At 51.7% G+C, this 20,621-nt stretch carries 16 protein-coding genes; 10 read left to right on the top strand and 6 right to left on the bottom strand.

Annotated elements, in window-relative coordinates; translation table 11 throughout:
- Window positions 1-88: 88 nt before the first annotated feature.
- Window positions 89-3,958 carry a DUF3683 domain-containing protein gene (locus METH5_RS0102480; RefSeq protein WP_029147017.1) on the top strand — a complete coding sequence of 1,290 codons (3,870 nt, stop codon included), beginning with the start codon at window positions 89-91 and terminating at the stop codon, window positions 3,956-3,958.
- Window positions 3,959-4,012: 54 nt separating this feature from the next.
- Here the strand turns inward: METH5_RS0102480 and METH5_RS15330 are convergent, their stop codons facing one another.
- Entirely contained in the window at window positions 4,013-4,138 is a 126-nt protein-coding gene (locus METH5_RS15330; protein WP_081726686.1) for a DUF3149 domain-containing protein, read from the bottom strand.
- Between the two features lie 170 nt (window positions 4,139-4,308).
- On the opposite strand from METH5_RS15330, the gene METH5_RS0102470 reads away from it, so the two are divergent.
- The gene (locus METH5_RS0102470; RefSeq protein ID WP_029147016.1) at window positions 4,309-5,325 is read left to right on the top strand and encodes a quinone-dependent dihydroorotate dehydrogenase; all 1,017 of its coding nucleotides are present in this window, start codon (window positions 4,309-4,311) and stop codon (window positions 5,323-5,325) included.
- Window positions 5,325-5,945: a glutathione S-transferase gene (locus tag METH5_RS0102465; RefSeq protein ID WP_029147015.1), complete on the top strand. Its 621-nt coding sequence runs from the start codon at window positions 5,325-5,327 to the stop codon at window positions 5,943-5,945. The genes METH5_RS0102470 and METH5_RS0102465 overlap by 1 nt, the downstream gene beginning before the upstream one ends.
- A gap of 876 nt (window positions 5,946-6,821) precedes the next feature.
- Here the strand turns inward: METH5_RS0102465 and METH5_RS0102460 are convergent.
- Window positions 6,822-7,775 (bottom strand): PhoH family protein, encoded by a 954-nt coding sequence (locus tag METH5_RS0102460; protein ID WP_029147014.1) that lies wholly within the window; start codon window positions 7,773-7,775, stop codon window positions 6,822-6,824.
- 2 nt (window positions 7,776-7,777) lie between these two features.
- Window positions 7,778-9,115, bottom strand: a complete 1,338-nt coding sequence (miaB, locus tag METH5_RS0102455) for a tRNA (N6-isopentenyl adenosine(37)-C2)-methylthiotransferase MiaB (protein WP_036307518.1) — start codon at window positions 9,113-9,115, stop codon at window positions 7,778-7,780.
- A 110-nt stretch (window positions 9,116-9,225) separates the two neighbouring features.
- Between miaB and cysG the strand changes: the two genes are divergently transcribed.
- Window positions 9,226-10,617, top strand: a complete 1,392-nt coding sequence (gene cysG, locus METH5_RS0102450) for a siroheme synthase CysG (protein WP_029147012.1) — start codon at window positions 9,226-9,228, stop codon at window positions 10,615-10,617.
- On the opposite strand, the gene METH5_RS0102445 is transcribed toward cysG, so the two are convergent.
- Both METH5_RS0102445 and ompR read right to left on the bottom strand, forming a co-directional pair.
- Window positions 10,618-11,931 (bottom strand): sensor histidine kinase, encoded by a 1,314-nt coding sequence (locus METH5_RS0102445; protein WP_304412423.1) that lies wholly within the window; start codon window positions 11,929-11,931, stop codon window positions 10,618-10,620. It lies immediately after the preceding gene.
- 24 nt (window positions 11,932-11,955) lie between these two features.
- A complete protein-coding gene (gene ompR, locus METH5_RS0102440) occupies window positions 11,956-12,681 on the bottom strand; it encodes a two-component system response regulator OmpR (protein WP_029147010.1) in 726 nt (241 codons plus the stop codon).
- Between the two features lie 512 nt (window positions 12,682-13,193).
- Between ompR and METH5_RS0102435 the strand changes: the two genes are divergently transcribed.
- Both METH5_RS0102435 and METH5_RS0102430 read left to right on the top strand, forming a co-directional pair.
- A complete protein-coding gene (locus METH5_RS0102435; protein ID WP_232410910.1) occupies window positions 13,194-13,772 on the top strand; it encodes an EF-hand domain-containing protein in 579 nt (192 codons plus the stop codon).
- 87 nt (window positions 13,773-13,859) lie between these two features.
- The gene (locus METH5_RS0102430) at window positions 13,860-15,005 is read left to right on the top strand and encodes a GNAT family N-acetyltransferase (protein ID WP_029147008.1); all 1,146 of its coding nucleotides are present in this window, start codon (window positions 13,860-13,862) and stop codon (window positions 15,003-15,005) included.
- Between the two features lie 391 nt (window positions 15,006-15,396).
- Here the strand turns inward: METH5_RS0102430 and METH5_RS0102425 are convergent, their stop codons facing one another.
- Window positions 15,397-16,089 (bottom strand): SDR family oxidoreductase, encoded by a 693-nt coding sequence (locus METH5_RS0102425; protein ID WP_029147007.1) that lies wholly within the window; start codon window positions 16,087-16,089, stop codon window positions 15,397-15,399.
- A gap of 38 nt (window positions 16,090-16,127) precedes the next feature.
- Here METH5_RS0102425 and METH5_RS0102420 point away from each other — a divergent pair, with 38 nt between their 5' ends.
- From METH5_RS0102420 to METH5_RS0102405, 4 genes are all read left to right on the top strand, one after another.
- A complete protein-coding gene (locus tag METH5_RS0102420; protein ID WP_232410909.1) occupies window positions 16,128-17,288 on the top strand; it encodes a TIGR03790 family protein in 1,161 nt (386 codons plus the stop codon).
- A 97-nt stretch (window positions 17,289-17,385) separates the two neighbouring features.
- The gene (gene phoR / locus METH5_RS0102415; RefSeq protein WP_029147005.1) at window positions 17,386-18,684 is read left to right on the top strand and encodes a phosphate regulon sensor histidine kinase PhoR; all 1,299 of its coding nucleotides are present in this window, start codon (window positions 17,386-17,388) and stop codon (window positions 18,682-18,684) included.
- On the top strand, window positions 18,681-19,418 hold the full coding sequence (locus METH5_RS0102410) for a hypothetical protein (RefSeq protein WP_029147004.1): 738 nt from the start codon (window positions 18,681-18,683) through the stop codon (window positions 19,416-19,418). Before phoR ends, METH5_RS0102410 begins: the two co-directional genes overlap by 4 nt.
- Window positions 19,419-19,426: 8 nt before the next feature.
- Window positions 19,427-20,590: a cupin domain-containing protein gene (locus tag METH5_RS0102405; RefSeq protein WP_029147003.1), complete on the top strand. Its 1,164-nt coding sequence runs from the start codon at window positions 19,427-19,429 to the stop codon at window positions 20,588-20,590.
- Window positions 20,591-20,621: the final 31 nt, after the last annotated feature.

The following is a 20,621-nucleotide window of genomic DNA, read 5'->3' as shown; positions in this document are numbered from 1 at the left end:
CCTGATTAGTCAAAAACCCTGGCGGCTGTACCGTGTTTGTGCCGAAAACGGCGTGGTATAATTAGCTTTTGTTTTTGATAAATTATCAATGAACGCACCTGTCAACGCAGATTTGTTAAAGCACAATTCTACTCCTCTCACGCGTTTACGCGAAATACCGTACAACTATACCTCCTTCTCTGACCGCGAAATTGTGATTCGGTTTCTCGGCGAAGAAATTTGGGGCATTTTGAATGCCTTGCGTGCCGAGCGCAAAACTGGCCGTAGCGCACGCATGTTGTTTGAGGTGTTGGGAGACTTGTGGGTGGTGACACGCAACCCCTATCTGCAGGATGACTTGCTGGAAAATCCCAAGCGTCGCAAAGCCCTGATTGAAGCTTTGTACCACCGCATCGCTGCGATTAATGAACGCAGTAGCGGTAACGATAAAGTACAAAAACTTGTTTCTGCGGCGACTAAGGCGGTCGAAAAGTTTGCCGATGACTTTAAGCAAACGGCTGACTTGCGTAAAAAAGCACTGGCTAAACTGACCAAGTTTACCCGCAAAGATAACGTACAGTTTGACGGCTTGGCGCGTGTGTCGCACGTGACTGACGCGACCGACTGGCGCGTGGAATATCCGTTTGTGGTGATTAACCCTGACACCGAAGCCGAGATTTCTTACCTGGTCCGCGCGTGTATCGAATTAGGTTTGACCATTATTCCGCGTGGCGGTGGTACTGGTTATACCGGCGGTGCGGTGCCGTTGACGCCATTGTCAGCCGTGATTAATACCGAAAAACTGGACCAGCACACTGGCGTGCAAATGCGCACTTTGCCTGGCGTTTCACGCCAGGTCGCCACTATTGAGTGTGGCGCCGGGGTGGTGACACGCCGTGCCATGGACGCAGCAACCTCTGCCGGGCTTGAATTTGCCTGCGACCCAACCTCTGCGGACGCTTGCTGCATTGGCGGTAACGTGGCCATGAATGCCGGTGGTAAAAAAGCGGTGCTGTGGGGCACTGCGCTGGATAACCTCGCCTCATGGCGCATGGTGACGCCAGATGCAACCTGGCTGGAAGTTGAGCGTCTGGACCATAACCTGGGCAAGATTCACGATATTGAGATGGCGCGCTTTAAAATCAGCCGCTACGACGTTGACTTTAAAAACCTGTTGTCCGAGCCAGAAATCCTGGAGATTCCAGGCCCTAGCTTCCGTAAAGTGGGCTTGGGTAAAGACGTAACCGACAAGTTTTTGTCTGGCTTGCCTGGCGTGCAAAAAGAGGGTTGCGATGGATTGATTACCTCTGCCACCTTTATTCTGCATCGCATGCCCAAGCATGTGCGCACGATTGCACTCGAGTTCTTTGGTAATGTGTCACACGCAGTGCCTGCGATTGTTGAAATTAAAGACTATCTGGATGCAACTGCCAAACAAGACCCGGCCGTGATTATGGCGGGCCTGGAGCACATGGACGAGCGCTATGTGAAGGCGGTGGGTTACGCCACTAAAGCCGCGCGCCAGCAACGCCCGAAAATGGTGTTGTTGTGTGACATTGCCTCTGACGATGAAAATGCCGTTGGCGAAGTGGCGTCTGCCGTGGTGCGGATGTGTAACGCCCGTAACGGTGAGGGCTTTATTGCCGTTTCGGCTGAAGCACGTAAAAAATTCTGGCTAGACCGCTCACGCACAGCCGCGATTGCGCGCCATACCAATGCTTTTAAAATCAACGAAGACGTGGTGATCCCATTGCCGCGCCTCGGTGAGTATTCTGACGGCATTGAGCGTATCAATATTGAGTTGTCGATTCAGAACAAGCTGCGCCTGGTCGATGCGCTGGAAGCATTTGTGGCAGGCGACTTGCCATTGCAGCCGGATGAAGACGGCAATGCCGACCCTGAAGGTGTGAAGTCAAAACAGAATATTGCGCTGCAACTGTTGCGTGATGTGCGCGCCAGATGGCGCTTGCTGTTGAACACACTCGATGAGCCTGTGGCCGTGCTGGGTGAAATGGGCAAAGCGTTCACGCAATATAACAATGTGTTCCGTGCCGTGCAATCTTACGATTTGCGCGTGTCCTGGAAGCGTGAGCTCAAGCGCCCAATGGCGGATATTTTTGCCGGGCGCGAATACCAGAAAATATTGGATAAACTGGACGAGATTCAGAAAACCATCTTGAAGAGCCGCGTGTTTATTGCGCTGCACATGCACGCTGGTGACGGTAACGTGCATACCAATATCCCGGTTAACTCCGATGACTACGGCATGATGCAAGATGCGCATGCTGCAGTGGCGCGCGTGATGGATTTGGCACGTGGCCTCAATGGGGTGATTTCTGGTGAGCATGGTATTGGCATCACCAAAATGGCGTTTTTGGACCAGCACACCATTGATACGTTTGCCGCCTACAAAAACAAGGTAGACCCTCAAGGCCACTTTAACAAAGGCAAGCTGTTGATGGGCTCAGGGCTGGAAAACGCCTACACGCCTAGCTTTGGCCTGCTGGAGCAAGAGTCCATCATCATGGAACAGTCTGCCATTGGCGAGATTGCCGATGATATTTCTGACTGCCTGCGTTGCGGCAAATGTAAGCCAGTGTGCTCTACGCATGTGCCACGCGCTAACTTGTTGTATTCACCACGTAACAAGATTTTGGGCACCTCGCTGCTGATTGAAGCTTTTTTATACGAAGAGCAGACGCGTCGCGGTATTTCGCTCAAGCATTTTGACGAGTTTAACGATGTGGCCGACCATTGTACGGTCTGCCACCGTTGCGAAAAGCCATGCCCGGTGAATATCGACTTTGGTGATGTGTCAGTCAAAATGCGTAACTTTTTGCGTGAACAAGGCAAAAAGAAATTCAACCCAGGCACCGCCGCCGGTATGTTGTACTTAAACGCCAAAGATCCGGCAACGATTAAATTGCTGCGCGGCACCATGATAGGCATGGGCTATAAGGCGATTAATATCGCCAATAGCCTGGCCAAAAAATTTGGTCTGCTCAAGGATAAAAAAGCGCCGCCAGCGACGGTGGGCAAGGCAGAAATCAAGGCGCAGGTGATTCATTTTATTAATCGCCCGATGCCGAAAAAAATGCAGTCCAAAACGTCACGTGCCATGCTGGGTGTAGAAGATGACACCATGATTCCGGTCATCCGTAATCCGCAAAAGGTGACTGAAGACTCCGAAGCGGTGTTTTATTTCCCTGGTTGCGGCTCCGAGCGCTTGTTCTCCAACGTAGGCCTGGCCACGCAAGCCATGCTGTACGAGGTGGGCGCGATCACCGTGCTGCCACCAGGCTACCTGTGCTGCGGCTACCCGCAAACAGCCTCAGGCAATCACGACAAAGGCCAGGAAATCACCGCCGATAACCGTGTGTTATTCCACCGCGTGGCCAATACACTCAATTACCTGGATATTAAAACGGTGATTGTGTCTTGCGGTACGTGTATGGATCAGTTGCAGAAATACGAGTTTGAGAAGATTTTCCCGGGCTGCCGACTGCTCGATATCCATGAATACCTGATGGAAAAAGACATGCGTCTGCAAGGCGTGACCGGTACACGGTATATGTACCACGACCCGTGTCACTCACCAATGAAGACCTATAAGCCGTTGGAAGTCACCAACAAGCTCATGGGCACCGATGTGGCGTTGAATGACCGTTGCTGCGGCGAGTCTGGTACGTTTGCTGCAGCACGCCCTGACATTGCCACCCAGGTTAAATTCCGCAAGCAAGAAGAGCTGGAAAAGGGCATGGAAAAAATGGGCTTGACCGTGGGTGCGCCCGAGCAGTCAGTCAAAATACTGACTTCTTGCCCAAGCTGCCTGCAAGGCTTGTCACGTTATGGTGACGACACGGGTATTGAAGCCGATTACATTGTGGTGGAAATGGCCAAGCATATATTGGGTGAAAACTGGATGGAAAACTATATTCAGAAGGCCAATAACGGCGGCATCGAGAAAGTGCTGCTGTAAAAAAACAAACCCCGCGCAAGCGGGGTTTGTGCTACTTTCGGCGCATAAAGCAACTTATTGCTTGCGCGCTTTGAGGTAGACGTAAATGCCTGCCCATGTCATGACCACACACATAATCGCAATCACAATAAAACTCATCAAACCATAGTCAGTAGATAACAAATCAATCAAAATTTTCATAGCGTTTCCTCCTGTAAGCTAGTCATCTGGTGCGCAACAACGCTTAAGAATGATTTTGAACCCTATGACCAACATGTTTTTTGATGTAACGCAAAAGTGATGCAAACGGCAACCGCTGAAATAAGCGTGTATTGCCCGGCACCCAATAAACTATTCAGGAAAAGTGACCTATGAATATTTACCCGCTGCTTAAGCCGCTACTGTTTCAACTCGATGCAGAACAGGCACATGACCTCACCTTGCAATCGCTCAAGCGCGCCGAAAAACTCGGCCTGCTAAAATTGGCCACCACGCGATTACCCGAGCAACCCACTCAGGTGATGGGGCTGACTTTTCCTAATCCGGTTGGTTTGGCGGCAGGCCTGGATAAGAATGCAGCCGTGATTGATGGCATGGCCGCGCTTGGTTTTGGCTTTATTGAAGTGGGCACCGTCACCCCGCGCCCACAGCCGGGCAACCCCAAGCCACGGTTGTTCCGTTTGCCAGCGGCGGAGGCGATTATTAACCGCTTTGGCTTTAATAATCTGGGCGTCGATCAACTGGTGCAGAATGTGAAAGCCACCAGATTTAAAGGCATTTTGGGCATTAATATCGGCAAAAATTTTGATACACCCAACGATAGAGCCGCAGAAGACTACCTGACCTGCATGCGCAAAGTGTATAGCCATGCCAGCTATATCACGGTGAATATCTCCTCACCCAACACCAAAAACCTGCGCGCTTTGCAAGAAAAAGACGCACTAGGCCAATTGCTGGCAACCCTTAAATCTGAGCAAAAAATCCTGTCACAAGTACATGGTAAATATGTGCCCGTGGTCTTGAAAATTGCACCTGACCTGACCACCGAGCAAGTCGAGGAAATTGCAGGCCTGCTTATGCAACATCGTATGGATGGCGTCATTGCCACCAACACTACGCTGGCGCGCGACGCTGTAGCCGGGTTGCCACACGCAGAAGAAGCCGGCGGCTTGTCTGGCGCACCAGTTAAAGCAGGTGCTACGCGTGTGATTCAAACCCTGGCGGCGTCACTGCAAGGCAGTTTGCCGATTATTGGCGTGGGCGGTATTTTGAACGGTGACGATGCCAAAGAAAAAATAGCCGCGGGTGCCAGCCTGGTGCAGCTTTATAGCGGCCTGATTTACAAAGGGCCGCAGTTAATCAAGGATTGTCGCAAAGCCCTGCGCTAATGGTGTTGCCTATTCTTTACTCCTACCGCCGTTGTCCGTATGCCATGCGTGCGCGGATGGCGTTGTGGTCGGCAAAAATCCAGCTTGAGGTGCGTGAAGTTTCATTGCGCGACAAACCTGCACATTTATTGCAGATTTCCCCCAAAGGCACGGTGCCAGTCTTGCAGCTGGAGGAGGGCTCTATATTGGAGCAGAGTCTGGATATTATGCAATGGGCACTGGCTCAGAGTGATCCTCAAGGCTGGCTCGATGCTGACCATGACGCGGTGAATCGCCTGATTGCTATTAACGATGGTGAGTTTAAAAAAGCACTGGACCGTTATAAATATCCAGAGCGTTACCCTGAACAATCACAATTGGTTTACCGCCAGCAAGGTGAGCAGTTTTTGCAGATGCTGGAAACTGCCTTGCAGCAACATCGTTTTTTGTTGGGGGATTCTGCCAGTGTGGCCGATGTGGCGATTTTTCCGTTTATCCGTCAGTTTGCGGCGGTGGATGGAGAGTGGTTTGCGGGGAGTGCTTATCCACGATTGCGGACTTGGTTAGAGGGGTGGTTGGAAAGCTCTTTGTGTGCAGAGATTATGCAGAAGTTTCCTACTTATACTGAGCTTGTTTTGTAAGCTGAGCTCTAGGCGTGGTGTGATTGTGATAAAAGGTTGTTCTTCTCTGTGATGTTTCTTTTTGCCTCTACGGCGACCTTCTTTCTTATGCTTATCTATCAGCCTTAGTCGCAGGGTGGGCATGGATGCCCACCCTGGCTTTGTGGTTGGTTGGAAGGTTTCTTTTCGCTTTTTCAGCGAGTTACTTTTCTTTGCTTGTAGCAGTCTTGGTTTGTGGAAAGATCTATTTCGCCCTTTCGGCGACCATTCTTTCTTATGCTTGTCCATAAGAAAGAAGGCAAAGAACAAGACACCCCAGCTTCCGCTTGATTCCTGCGTTGCTCGTCAAAATAAGCGGTCACGAAACTCAACCTGGTAGCTCACACAGAACGTGAGCTACTGCGGGATTCGGACAGTCGCTCCCTTCCTCCTTATTTTGCCTGCGCTACTCGGCGCGGCAGATGGGGACCCCGAACACCTACTGAGTGCAACGGTTAGTGATTTTAAGAAATGAATTTGGTTTTTGAACCGTCCAAACTGCGACGAGGTTACTTAGGAGAGAATAATCCCATCCCATCACGCTGAGTAGCGGAGACAAAATAAGGGAGAAGGGAGCGACTGTCTGAGATCCGCGGCAGCTTGCGTAGTGTGCAAGCTGCTAGGACGAGTTTCGTGACCGCTTATTTTGTTGAGCAACGCAAGGGAGCCGCAGGCCGTGATGGCTGGGTGCCCTCCTCTTTGGTTACTTTCTGAGGGGCAAGCATCAGAAAGTGACTCGCCTAGAGGCGAAATAAGCTAATGCTTAAAAGCACAACACTTGAAAGTCAGAAGAATTATTTTTTTCAACATCGCCAAAATTGCATTGAGTTGGCTAGAGCACACCAACATTAAAAATGATCAGTCACTCTTCTGAGCCGTTTGCTCAAACTTCTCATACGCATTAATAATCTTCTGCACTAACGGATGCCTAACCACGTCCTGCGACATAAACTGGGTAAAGGCGATGCCTTTCACGTCTTTGAGAATTTTTTGCGCTTCTACCAAGCCGCTTTTCTGATGACGCTGCAGGTCAATCTGCGTCACATCCCCTGTAATCACAGCTTTGGTGCCGAAACCGATGCGGGTCAAGAACATCTTCATCTGCTCTGGCGTGGTGTTCTGCGCTTCATCCAGAATAATAAAACTTTGGTTCAAGGTGCGGCCACGCATATAAGCCAATGGCGCAACTTCAATCGCACCGCGTTCAAACATTTTGTTTACCGTGTCATAGCCTGCCAGGTCATATAGCGCGTCGTATAGCGGGCGCAGGTAGGGGTCGACTTTTTGGTTTAAGTCGCCGGGTAAAAAGCCCAGGCGCTCACCGGCTTCTACCGCCGGGCGTACTAATACAATGCGTTTCACACGGTCGCGCGTCATGGCGTCAACCGCGCTGGCGACTGCCAGGTAGGTTTTACCTGTACCTGCGGGGCCAATGCCAAACGTAATGTCGTGGTCTTGAATCTGTTGCAGGTAACTGACCTGGCGCGGGGTGCGGCCATGCAAGTCACCGCGGCGCGTCATGAGTGTGGGCATGGCGCTGGAGGCGACTTCTTCTGGTTTCAGCTTGTCGATTTCTACCAGGCCTAGCTGAATATCTTCCAGCTCAATTGGCTTTTTGGCGCGGGCGTAAAAGTTTTCCAGCATTTGTACGCCCAGGCGCATATTGGTTTGCGTGCCGCTTAGGTAAAACGTGCTGCCGCGGCGGTTGATGTCAATGTCCAGGCCGTTCGCTAACTGGCGGATATTTTCATCGAGCGGGCCGCACAGGTTTGCCAGCAGCAGGTTGTCTTCGGGGGAGAGGGTAATTTCCATGGTTAATTCACTATTTCGCCAACGAGACGATGTGGGTTGTAAACATCGGTGATTTTAACCTGCACCATTTGGTGGATGTAGCTGGTATCAGCAGCAATATCCACCACGCGGCCATTATCAGTTTTACCTGCCAGCAGGGTAGGGTCTTTCCATGATGGGCCGTCAATCAGCACACGTTGCACGGTGCCTAACATGGCACGGCTGATGGCGTCACCGTTGGTTTCGTTTTCAGTTTGCAGTTGTTTGAGCCAAGCCGCTTTATCCACTTGTGGCGTTTCGTCCGGCAAATAACTGGCGGGTGTACCCGGGCGCGGGCTATATAAAAAGCTAAAGCTGTAATCAAAGCCGACGTCGCGCATGAGTTTGAGTGTGGCCTGAAAGTCTTTTTCTGTTTCGCCCGGGAAGCCGACAATGATGTCGCTGGTAATCGTCAATTGCGGGTTGGCTGCTTTGAGTTTGCGGATCAGGCCTTTGTATTGCAACGCGGTGTAGTTACGTTTCATTGCCATTAAAATGCGGTCACTGCCAGCTTGCACCGGCAGGTGCAATTGGTTGGCTAGTTTGGGCACATTGGCATGGCAGGCAATCAGCCGCTCGTTCATTTCGTTGGGGTGGCTGGTGGTGTAACGAATGCGCTCGATTTGCGGAATCTCGGCCACGGTTTCAATCAGCATGGCTAAGTCAGCCTCTATGCCCTGATATTGCACGCGGTAAGCGTTGACGTTTTGCCCAAGCAGTGTGATTTCTTTCACGCCTTGCTCGGCCAGTTGAATGGCTTCAGTCAACACATCTTCAAATGGGCGCGAAAATTCTTCACCACGTGTATAAGGCACCACGCAAAAGCTGCAATATTTGCTACAGCCTTCCATAATGCTCAAAAAAGCAGTCGCACCTTCGATGCGTGGCGGAGGCAAGTGGTCAAACTTTTCAATTTCGGGGAAGGTAATATCAACCTGCGGCTTGTTTTCGGTTTGCTTGGCCTTAATCAGCTCTGGCAAACGATGCAGGGTTTGCGGGCCGAACACCACATCAACATAAGGTGCGCGCTTGATAATGGCCTCACCTTCCTGGCTGGCGACACAACCGCCGACCCCAATCACTAGGTTTGGGTTTTTCTCTTTGAGCGGAATCATGCGGCCCAAATGGCTAAACACTTTTTCTTCGGCTTTTTCGCGCACCGAACAAGTGTTGAGCAGGATGACATCGGCTTCTTCCATATTGTTGGTCTGGGTCATGCCGTCGTGCTCACGCATCAAGTCCACCATGCGTGACGCATCGTATTCGTTCATCTGGCAACCAAACGACTTGATGAATATTTTTTTACCGCTGTCCTGCTTCATTGCACGCTAAATTTCTCACAAAAACAGTATTTTAGCGTATTTGCAGGTGAAACCCCAGCGCGCTTGGTGACTGCGGTAAAATAGCTTTCTTTCATTTGAGCGTTGGTTGCATGCAAGCCTTACCGATTTTTTTTAATATTGCGCAACGACTGTGTGTCGTCATTGGCGGAGGTGATGTCGCGACGCGCAAAGTATTGATGCTGCGCAAGGCGCAAGGCCGTGTGACGGTGATCTCGCCAGATTTGTGTGATGAATTACGCGTGTTATTTGAGCAGGGCGAGATTGACTATGTGCAGGCTGCGTTTCAGCCTGAGCAATTGACCAGCGCCTGCCTGGTGATTGCAGCGACCGATGATGAAGCCGTCAATGAAGCAGTCTCTATTGCTGCCAAACGCCTCAATATCCCGGTGAATGTGGTGGATGCGCCTGCTTTATGCACGTTTACCATGGGCTCAATTATTGATCGCAGCCCGGTGGTGATTGCGGTGTCTAGTGAAGGCAATGCGCCGGTGTTGGCGCGGCATATCCGCAGCAAAATTGAAACCATGTTGCCTGCGGCCTATGGCCGAATCGCAACGATTGCAGGTGAATTTCGCGAGCAGGTCAAAACCAAGTTTACCAATATGCCTGCACGCCGCCGCTTTTGGGAGGACGTGCTCAATGGGCCGTTGGTCGAACGTGTTTTGTCTGGCCAGGAGCAAGCGGCGCGCGAGTTGTTGGGCGAGCTGTTAAGCCAAAGCGAAGACGCCCCTGCGCGCGGCGAAGTGTATCTGGTGGGCGGTGGCCCCGGTGACCCAGACTTGTTAACGTTTAGGGCTTTGCGCCTGATGCAGCAGTGCGATGTGTGTGTGTATGACAAGTTGGTCAGCAAAGAGGTGATGGAGCTGGTGCGCCGTGATGCCGAGCTGATTTATGTGGGTAAATCGCGTGACCAGCATACGCTGCCGCAAGAGGAAATTAATTCTTTGCTGGCGCGGCTGGCATTGGAAGGCAAGCGCGTATTGCGCCTCAAAGGCGGTGACCCGTTTATTTTTGGCCGTGGCGGCGAAGAAATTGAAACCCTGATGCAGCATGGCGTGCCGTTTCAGGTGGTGCCAGGCATTACTGCCGCCAACGGGGTGTCGAGTTATGCGGGCATTCCACTCACCCATCGCGATTATGCGCAGGCTTGTTTGTTTATTACCGGGCATTTAAAAGAGGGCAGCATAGACCTGGATTGGCAGGCGATGGCAAGGCCCCGGCAGACCGTGGTGATTTATATGGGTCTGGTTGGGCTGGAGCAAATTTGCGCCAAACTGATTGCAGAAGGCGTTTCACCTGATATGCCAGCGGCGGTGATTCAACAGGGCACCACGCAAAAGCAACGGGTGGTGGAGTCTACCTTGAAAGATCTGGCGGCTGATGTCGCTGCGGCCGGGTTGAAGCCACCCAGCCTGACTATTATTGGCGAAGTGGTGAAGCTGCGGTCGCGTTTAAACTGGTTTACGCCCAGCGACGCGTAATCAGGCGTTAGGCAGAATAGGTAAAGAAAGCCTGGCTTCTAGCCCACCTTCTGGGCGGTTGAGTAAGGCCAGCTGGCCGCCATGCAAAGTGGCAATGCGGTTGCAAATGGCCAGCCCTAAGCCGCTGCCACCTTCATATTTGTTGCGCGCGCTATCCATGCGCTCAAACGGGCGCAGCAAACGTTCGGCATGCTCGGGGGGGATGCCGGGGCCGTTATCGAGCACGCTAATGACAATTTTATCGGCCATCACCTGACTGCGCACTTCTACTTTACCTTTGCCGTAGTTGTAGGCATTGCCGACCAGGTTATCGAGCAAGCGCTGCATGGCAAGCGGGCGGATTGGAATAAAGTATTTAGGCCCCAGTGACACTTTTAACTCGCGCCCGGCGCGGCGTTGGCGCTCTGCCAGCGCGTGCAGCAGGTCGTTGATGTCCATCATGCGGGTGGGCTCGCCTTCTACCCCGCGTACAAAATCCAAAAACTGGTGAATGATATTGTCCATGTCTGAAATATCTTCAATCATGCCGTGCTTCATGTAATCGGCTTCTGATGGCAACATTTCTACGGCTAGCCGTAATCGCGCCAGTGGCGTGCGGATATCATGTGAAACACCGGCTAATAATAAAGTGCGTTCTGCATCCAGCCGCGCCAGTGACTCTGCCATTTCGTTAAAGGTGTGCGTCACTTCGCGCAGTTCTTCCACGCTGTCTTCTGGCAGTTTTGGCGCCGGTTCGCCGTTGCGTAAGCGTTCTGCCGCATGTACCAACATGGTGAGCGGGCGGTTAATGCGCGCTGCGAGCAGGTAGGCGCCAACTAGCGATAACAGGCCGACCACCGCGGCCCAGCCCAGCCAGTGCCAAGGGAAAGGGCGGTCAACCTGAATTTTGGGAATGACCACCCAGAAGTCATCCTGGCCGACATTAAAACTAATCCAGAGCCCGGGAATATCGTAGTGATTGACCGTGATGATGGTCTCTTCGCCCATGCGTTCCCTGATTTTTTGGGCCACCAGGTTAATAAACGGGTCTAGCGGTAGCGGCTCAATGTCTTCCAAAAAGTCTGCTGCATACACACGCACGCCCTCGCGGCCAGATAGCTCTGACAGCAAGGCCAGACGGCGGTTTTCATGTGAGGCGATGAGTGAGGCGCGGGTGTAGTTAACGATGGTGACCGCCTGCAGGGCCGCCGCGGTTGCGCGTGGTTCGCGGTCAAAATAATCAAAGATTTTGAGCGACGCATAGATACTGACTGCCAGCAAAATGGCAATCAGTAACATGATGCGGGACAGCAGTCTGCGGGGCAGTAAACGCACGTGAGTGAGGCTTAAGCGAGCGGCTTATTGCGGCGCTTCGCCATCTGGAATAAACACATAGCCAAAGCCCCACATGGTTTGCAGGTAGCGTGGATGCGCGGGATCTGGCTCGATAATGCGGCGCAAACGTGAGACTTGCACATCAATGCTGCGGTCAAATACATCGAGCTCACGGCCGCGCGCCAATTGCATCAGGCGATCACGTGACAAGGGCTGGCGCGGGTGCTCGGTAAACACCTTTAATAAGGTGAATTCGCCGCTGGTAATGGTGATCGCCACACCGTTTTTGGTCAGGCTGCGCGTGTTGGTATCAAACACAAAATCACCAAACTGAAACGCCGCACTTTTTTCTTCAACCACTGGCTTGGGCGTAATCTCATGGCGACGCAATACGGCGTTGATTCTCGCGAGCAATTCTCGTGGATTAAACGGTTTGGGCAGGTAGTCGTCGGCGCCCATCTCCAGGCCAACAATACGGTCTACTTCATCACCGCGCGCGGTTAGCATAATGATGGGTGTCATATGGTTGGCGCCACGCAGCCGGCGGCAAATGGCGAGGCCATCTTCGCCGGGCAGCATCAAGTCAAGAATCAGCAGGTCAAAGCTTTCGGCAGACATGGCCTTGTCCAGCTCTTTGCCATCGGAAACGGATTTGATATTGAATCCTTGCTCGGTGAGGTAGCGCTGTAAAAGTTCGCGCATACGCAAATCATCATCAACCATCAATATTTTTTTTAACTGTTCTGCCATACGTACCTTTTAACACAGAAGCGGGCGTTTTCGTTAACGCGGTTGGCCGCCATCAGGATGACCCGACATAAGGGGCTAAAACGGCTTAGCCGTAAAACTTATCTTTATTATTATACTCCAAGCCGTATCCCGCATGAAGTGGGCGTGGTTACAACTTGGTTACAAATAGCGATGGGAGTGAAATATTGCATTTACAATCCTGAGGCAAGATAACCGCCTGAAAATGGTGTGCATCGTGATGAAAGAATGGCTATTTTTTGTTAAATCAGTTGATGCTGCAACCATAGTTGCGTTATGTTAGTCAGCCTGATTTTAAAGTCAGGCAATATCTGTCATGTTAAGCGTGCTTGGTTTTACTTTAAAAGATTGTTTTCAAAAAGCTTTGAGTAAAACAAGACTTTTTGAGTCAAACAAGACCTTTCTGAGTGAAACAAGACTTGGTAAAACAAGAATGAAGGTATTACATTTGGATGTGGATGGGTAGAGCGAACAAACATTTGAAAGAGGTTTTTTTGCTGACAACGACCATGTTGCTGGCATTGCCTGTGTCTGCCGACCTCAAGTTACCTATTCGGCTGACGGATAGCCGCATGGTCGATAACGATGACGCCGGCCTCTCTAAAACCCTTGAGCATAACTTCAGCCCTGAAGATCGTGCACGCTTGCGCAAGGCGCTGTCTGATTATGCGCGCAACACTGACCCCGACCACCAACTCATGCTACAAAAGCGCAAAATCATGCATGACAGTATTTCGCAGCGCTTTAATGAGTGTAACCGCGACAATGATGATTCACTGGATCGCGAAGAGGCGACCTTGTGTTTGCCGCAGGTGGCACGACACTTTTCTTATGTAGACCTCGATGGCAATGGCGTGATCACCCTGGATGAGCTGGAAAATGCTTATGCGCAGATGGTAGACCGGCAGCGAGCAGCAGAAGCAAAAAGCCAGGCACAACAAGCCATCGTCACCGATTCTGAGACTGATAAATCCAGAAATAAATCAAAACCGGCGTCTGCGGTGATTCCAGCCAATAGTACTGTGAACTCTACCGGTAAAGACGTTTCGGCACTACGCAAACGTCCCAGCTAAGCTGCTGTTCTATGCCTCATGCATGCCAACCTTTAGCTCCGGCATGTTTGCTCCCTAATTTAATCCCTGATTGCTAGTTAAGTCCGCATGGGCATCAGTCAATTATCGTTTGTGTGGCATCGCGGCTTGCAAGAGATTGCCGCTGCCGACTGGCAAGCCTTGGCTGGCGCTCATCCTATGCTGGATTACCGGTTTTTGCGCGCATTTGAATTATCCGTCGCGGTCGATCACCACACTGGCTGGATTCCCTATCACTTAACGGTGTTTGAGGGCGAGCAATTAGTAGCTGCCGCGCCTTGTTATGTAAAAACACACTCTTATGGCGAATATGTGTTTGATTGGTCATGGGCAGAGGCGTACGAGCAGGCAGGCGGCCAATATTATCCCAAGCTGATTGCCGCCATTCCTTTTTCGCCGGTCACCGGGCCGCGGCTGTTAATTCACCCTGATTGCCCTGAACCACAGGCGCTGGCAAAGGCGATGTTGTTGCAGATGCGTGAGGTCTGTCGGGAACAGGCATGGTCCGGGCTGCATGTGCTGTTCCCGGATACCATTTCGGCAGATGCATGCGCCGAAGCAGACGGCTTGCGCCGACACGGCGTGCAGTTTCGCTGGGAAAACCCTGGTTACGCCGATTGGGAGGCTTTTTTAGCCGCGCTCAGCCGCGACAAGCGTAAAAAGATACGTCAGGAGCGCAACAAGGTCGCCCAGCAAGGGGTGCATTGCCGCGTACTGAGCGGGCATGACATCAGCCCGGCCGAACTCGCTTTGTTTTATCAATGCTATTGCAATACCTATCACCGGCACGGCAGTAGCCCTTATTTGTCATTGGCATTTTTTGAACAAATCAGCCGTGACATGCCTGAACAATTTAGGCTGTTTATTGCTGCACAAGATGGTGAAGATGTCGCCGCCAGTGTCTGTATTTGGGGTAATGACACCTTGTATGGCCGTTATTGGGGCAGCCTGCGCGATATTTCGTGCCTGCATTTCGAGTTGTGTTACTACCAGCCGCAACAGTTTTGTATCAGCCAGGGTATCCGCTATTTTGAAGGTGGCGCGCAAGGCGTACACAAACTGGCACGCGGTTTCACCCCTTACACGACCTGCTCCTATCACTGGCTAAGCCACCCGGATTTTCACCAGAGCGTGGCACGCTTTTTGGTTCGCGAAGCCAGCACCATGCAAGACTATGTGGATGAGCTGGAGGAGCGTAGTCCTTACAAGGCTTAATTGGCCGCTGATAAAGGGAATTTGAGTTTTATAGGATTGTTTTAGCGCTCTGTCGGTTGGCGCTGCTTTGGGGTCCCCATCTGCCGCGCCGAGCAACGCAGGATTGGCGGGGGCAGTCGGCAATCAACTGTTTGAGTCCCGCAACAAGCCACGTTGTGTGTGGCTTGTCAGGACGAGTTTTTGATTGACGCCCGACAAGTCGAGTAGCACAGGAATCAAGCGGAAGCTGGGGTGTCTTGTTCTTTGCCTTCTTTCTTATGGACAAGCATAAGAAAGAATGGTCGCCGTAAAGGCGAAATAGATATCTCCACAAACCAAGACTGCTACAAGCAAAGAAAAGTAACTCGCCTATAGGCGAAAGGCAATGCTACGAGTTGCCACTCACAACCCATCACCAAGGAATCCTCTTCCCGTCATAGGCTATAAACTCCCCCGATTGCGCACTGCTTAACCCCTCAATCACCTGCCGTAACCCACGCACACTGGTTTCCGCATCAATCAATCCGTTCGGCCCACCCATGTCTGTACGCACCCAGCCCGGGTGCAGGGCTGCGACGGCAATATTAAACTCACGCAGATCCAGCGCCAAGCTCTTGACCACCATATTCAAGGCAGTTTTGCTGCTGCGGTAAATATATTCTCCCCCGCTGCCATTGTCTTCTATGCTACCCATTTTGCTGGTCATGGCGATTAATTTCGCCTGACTGGCGCGCCGTAGTTGCGGTAAAAAGGCTTCGGCCAAGTAGTACGTGGTGAGTGTGTTGACCTGAAATGCCTGCAGCCAGACTTGCGGGTCGGTTTTACCGAAGGCGCTGTCAGGATAAGTGCCCGCATTGCTGATTAAAATATCTATCGTCAGTGCCGATAACTGCCCCGCCAGATCGCGAATCGCGCTCACATCGCCTACATCCAACGCCAATACCTGGATGTTCGTGTGTTTGGCAGCCAATTGCTGCAATGCTGTTGCCTTGGCTAGGTCGCGCACGGTGGCGTAAACCTGCTGGCCGCTTTCAGCATATTGTTTAACGTATTCCAGCCCAATGCCACGGTTAGCGCCGGTGATTAATATCGTTTGTGTCGTCATTATTTGCCTCGTTTTCTTCAAAAAATTGAATCTGAGATATGATTGAATTTTACGCTGGTTTGTTTGCCAGAGTAGTATGTTTGCAATCGCTATGGAGTGTTGAGTGCATGGGTGTTGGTCAGCGTTTGGGACAAATGATTTTTTTGGGTGTGTTGTGCTTGATATTCTTGGCGACAAACGCGATGGCTGGCGCTGTCGATGTCAGTAAAAAAATTCCGCTGCGGCCTTCGTTATTAAAGCCCGAAGATGTGGCGGTGATTTACAACGTCAATGATGCGCAGAGTGAAGAAGTCGCCCGCTATTACTTGCAGGCGAGACAAGTGCCTGCAGAAAACCTGATTGGGGTGGAGTTACCGAGGCATGCCAAGGATGCGCTGACTGTGCCTGAGTTTGAGGCTTTAAAAGCACAATTGGACGCCAGGCTTGGCAATCAGCAAGTGTTGTTACTCGTGTGGCGCACGCCGTTTGCCGTGCAGTGCAACAGTATTACCAGCGCGCTGACCCTGGGACTGGACTTGAACCAGTGCCGCAAAACCTGCGACCCCGGCCGTGATAGCCCTTACTTTAACAGCCCGTCATTACGACCATGGGCAGACCATCATGTTCGGTTATCCATGTTATTGCCGATTAACAGTGTAGACGCCGCCAAGGCGTTGATTGACCGCGGTGTGTTGAGCGAATTTAGTTTAAATGACGCCGATGGTTATTTTCTTAAAACGCGCGATGTGGCGCGCTCCAAGCCGCGTGAGCCGTTTTTTCCGCAAGATGGCATGACCATCAAATCCAAAAAGCTCACCTTGCATACCCTGAGTCAGGAGTCGATTGAAAATCAGGGCTCGGTCATGTTTTATTTTACCGGGCAAAAGCAGGTCGACTTTATGTTAACGAATACCTATTTGCCAGGTGCAATTGCAGATCACCTGACCTCAAGCGGTGGCGTGCTGGCGAGTTACAATGCCCAGATGCCAGCATCGCGCTGGCTGGATGCTGGTGTCACCGGTAGTTATGGCACCGTTTCAGAGCCATGCAACTACTGGCAAAAGTTTCCTCATCCGCAAATTATCATGGCGCATTACCTCTCAGGTGAAACTTTGATTGAGGCCTATTGGAAAAGTGTGAAATGGCCTATGCAAGGTGTGTTTGTGGGTGAACCACTGGCCAAACCTTATGCCAGAAGTGCGCCGGTCATGGCTGAGTAGCCTGACTATGCGCGCCTAGGCAGCTGTCATCATGCTGTCATTGCCTGCGCACAGATGTGTCGTATAATCGCCGACATTGATGTGTTGAGAATAGCTTGTGCAAGATATTCGTTGGAAAGCGTTCTGGAGTCTGCTGTTTTGGGCATTTTTCTGCCTGATGGTTGGCTGGTTCACCAGTGCAGAGACTGCCTGGTTATTGTTGATGGCTGGTGTGTTGGCCTATCTTGCCACGCATCTCTACTGGATTCACCGCTTGTATCAGTGGGCGCTCAAACCCAGCCTTAACTTTATGCCAAATGGCAAAGGCATCTGGGAAGACATCTTTGCTAACCTTTATCATGAGATGCGCCGTCACTCGCGCAGCCAAAGCCAGCTTAGTAGTACGCTAGAGCGATTGCGGCACGCCACCAGCGCGTTACCGGACGGCGTGGTGGTACTTAATAACCGCAACGAAATTGAATGGTTTAACGAACCGGCGATTCAGCGGCTGGGGTTAAAGCGGCATCATGATGAAAATCAGCCCATTTATTACTTGCTGCGACAAGCTGAGTTTGTCGAGTATTTACAGGCTGAAAACTACAGCGAGCCGCTCAAGCTTAAGTCCTGGCGCAGCCCGGATGTGACACTCGAATTACAGATTATTCCATTTGCCAGCAAGCAACGCCTGCTCATTTGCCGCGATGTGTCTGCGATTGAAAAAACCGAGGTCATGCGCCGTGACTTTATTGCCAATGTCTCGCATGAGTTGCGCACACCACTCACGGTTATCGGCGGCTTTCTCGAAACCATCAGTGACATGCAAGGCGAAGTCTCACCCGATATCCAGCCTTATTTTGACATGATGCAATCGCAAACGACGCGCATGCGCCGCATTATTGAAGACTTGCTGACCTTGTCGCGCCTGGAAAATAATGTCGTGCTTAAAGATGAAACCGATATCGCCATGCCGGCCTTGCTCAAGCAGTTGCAAAAGGATGCACAAGCGCTGAGCCAGGGGCAACATACGGTGACCTTGCACATGGAGACAGAAGTCAATCTGCGCGGTAGTTACAATGAGTTATTGAGTGCCTTGAGCAACCTGACCAGCAATGCGGTGCGCTATACCCCGTCGCAAGGCAAGATTGATATTTACTGGCAGATGCGCGGCGAAGATGTCGTGTTTAGTGTGCAGGATACCGGTATCGGTATCGAGTCGCAGCATTTGCCACGACTGACAGAACGCTTTTACCGGGTAGACAGTGGCCGTAGCCGGGATACCGGTGGCACCGGGCTAGGCCTGTCCATCGTCAAGCATATTTTGCATCATCATCAGGCCAGCTTGCAGGTTGAGAGTGAGCCTGGGCAAGGTAGCCGTTTCCAGATTGTGTTCCCAGCCCAGCGGGTATTGCCTGCATGAGGTGTTGCGGCTGGCGTATGATGATCTTACTGCTGGCCGGATGCAGCACCACACCGGATGGCGGCTATGTGGACTCACCCAACGGGCGCCCGGTGCCTGTGCGACAAGACCGTAATACCTTGCATCAATTGGCCAAAACTGACCTCGATCGCCTGGCGGATATTGAGTATAGCGAGAATGTCAGCACCTTGCGCTTGCTCATGCTCAAGATGTACAAACGTAACCCGGCCGAGGCACAAAAGTCAGGCTTGGGGTCGCCTGAGCAAATTGCCAGCTATGTGTTTGAACAGGGCAGTGTGCATCACTGGCAGTTTGAGGCTCTGGCTGGCGCGCAAGATACTGCCGCGATTAAACTCGCACTCAACGCGCAATATAGCGGAGACCGCGTATTGGCGCTGGTGGTTGGCATACAGTCGATGTTGTTTAGGGCGCATGGCAATAAATCGGCCTTTTTCCTCACTGACAGCATAGAGCCACAAAACTTATATAATGCGGCCAGAAATATTGAAATTGCAGTATGGAAGCTAACCAATGCCAAAAATGCCCAAGGCGAGTTATTGCTATTAACCAATAGCCTGCCTGGCGAGGTACAAAATCTGAGCTTTGAGCGGGAGTTCAGCAAGCTGATTGCCCGCAGCGATTTACTGGCACTGACGCTGGCAGAAAAATCACAACGCTTTATTTCGCGCCTGACACAAAGTATCACAGCAGCGCCTTTTCTCCCTTTTAGATAAATTTAATCATGCAACAAGCACTCACCCTACTCAATGGCTTGACGCCCACCCAGTTCATGGCGGAATACTGGCAAAAAAAACCTTTGTTGATTCGCGGCGCCATGCCAGGTTTTCAAGGCTTGCTCAATCCTGAAGAACTGGCCGGATTGGCGTGTGATGCCGAGGTACCTGCCAGATTGATACAGTTTGACCCAGCGCGCGCAGAGGCTGGAGATGGCTGGCAAGTGACGCAAGGCCCTTTTGAGGATGACGACTTTACCGCCTTGCCTGCGCAACATTGGACCTTACTGGTGCAGGGTATGAACCATGTTTTGCCTGAAGCACAGGACTTGCTGACCCACTTTGACTTTATCCCAACGGCCAGGCTGGATGACGTCATGGTGAGTTATGCCCCGACTGGCGGCGGTGTCGGGCCGCATATTGATAGCTATGATGTTTTTTTGCTGCAAGGCGCAGGCAAGCGTCGCTGGCGTATCAGCCAGCAAACCGATTTACGGCTGATCCCTGACGCGCCTTTGCGTATTCTGTCGCACTTTGTCAGCGAGCAGGAGTGGGTGCTGGAGCCTGGTGATATGCTTTACCTGCCGCCCAATGTAGCGCACTGGGGCATCGCTGAAGATGACGACTGCATGACGTACTCGATTGGTTTTCGCGCCCCTGCGGCCAGAGAGCTGGCGATAGAGTTTCTGGATGCTTGCCGTCAAGATGGTTTGCCGGATGAGTTGTATCGCGACCCCGACTTGCAGCCAGTGGTCGATGCGGCGGCGGTGGATGCCAATATGGTGAATAATGTGGCAGACATGCTGGGTCGACTGCCCTGGCAGCCTGCGCAATTAGGGCCTTTTCTGGCTAAGTATTTTTCTGAGCCCAAGGCTTATGTTGTTTTTTCCCCTAATCGTAAGCTCAGCCAGGAAAAATTTTCTCAGCGACTGGCACAGCACGGTGTGGTGATGGACTTGCAGACGCAGATGCTGCATTGGCAAGGGCAGTATTTTATCAATGGTGAGAGCGTGCCTGTCGCGATTGAGGGCGCGCCATTATTGAATCTATTGGCCAATCGTCGACAGCTGGAGCCTGCGTTATGCCAAGCGTTTGCCGTCGTGAGCGTGTTGCCCTGGTTGCACCAGATGTATTTGTCGGGCTATGTGCATCTGGCTGAAAATGCGGCTTAATTGCATTGATGGCAAATGATTTGCCGGTGTT

Source organism: Methylophilus sp. 5 (genome assembly GCF_000515275.1).
In the GTDB taxonomy this organism is placed as follows: Bacteria; Pseudomonadota; Gammaproteobacteria; order Burkholderiales; family Methylophilaceae; genus Methylophilus.
Note: the sequence above shows the minus strand (reverse complement) of the source record. Positions and strands in the feature narration are given on the sequence as shown.

Coding starts and splice junctions, on each gene's coding strand:
- METH5_RS0102460 (WP_029147014.1), bottom strand. CDS start 7,775: ATGGAAATTACCCTCTCCCCCGAAGACAACCTGCTGCTGGCAAACCTG.
- METH5_RS0102420 (WP_232410909.1), top strand. CDS start 16,128: ATGATTGAATTTTACGCTGGTTTGTTTGCCAGAGTAGTATGTTTGCAA.
- METH5_RS0102425 (WP_029147007.1), bottom strand. CDS start 16,089: ATGACGACACAAACGATATTAATCACCGGCGCTAACCGTGGCATTGGG.
- METH5_RS0102480 (WP_029147017.1), top strand. CDS start 89: ATGAACGCACCTGTCAACGCAGATTTGTTAAAGCACAATTCTACTCCT.
- METH5_RS0102405 (WP_029147003.1), top strand. CDS start 19,427: ATGCAACAAGCACTCACCCTACTCAATGGCTTGACGCCCACCCAGTTC.
- METH5_RS0102465 (WP_029147015.1), top strand. CDS start 5,325: ATGGTGTTGCCTATTCTTTACTCCTACCGCCGTTGTCCGTATGCCATG.
- METH5_RS15330 (WP_081726686.1), bottom strand. CDS start 4,138: ATGAAAATTTTGATTGATTTGTTATCTACTGACTATGGTTTGATGAGT.
- miaB (WP_036307518.1), bottom strand. CDS start 9,115: ATGAAGCAGGACAGCGGTAAAAAAATATTCATCAAGTCGTTTGGTTGC.
- METH5_RS0102470 (WP_029147016.1), top strand. CDS start 4,309: ATGAATATTTACCCGCTGCTTAAGCCGCTACTGTTTCAACTCGATGCA.
- METH5_RS0102430 (WP_029147008.1), top strand. CDS start 13,860: ATGGGCATCAGTCAATTATCGTTTGTGTGGCATCGCGGCTTGCAAGAG.
- METH5_RS0102410 (WP_029147004.1), top strand. CDS start 18,681: ATGAGGTGTTGCGGCTGGCGTATGATGATCTTACTGCTGGCCGGATGC.
- ompR (WP_029147010.1), bottom strand. CDS start 12,681: ATGGCAGAACAGTTAAAAAAAATATTGATGGTTGATGATGATTTGCGT.
- cysG (WP_029147012.1), top strand. CDS start 9,226: ATGCAAGCCTTACCGATTTTTTTTAATATTGCGCAACGACTGTGTGTC.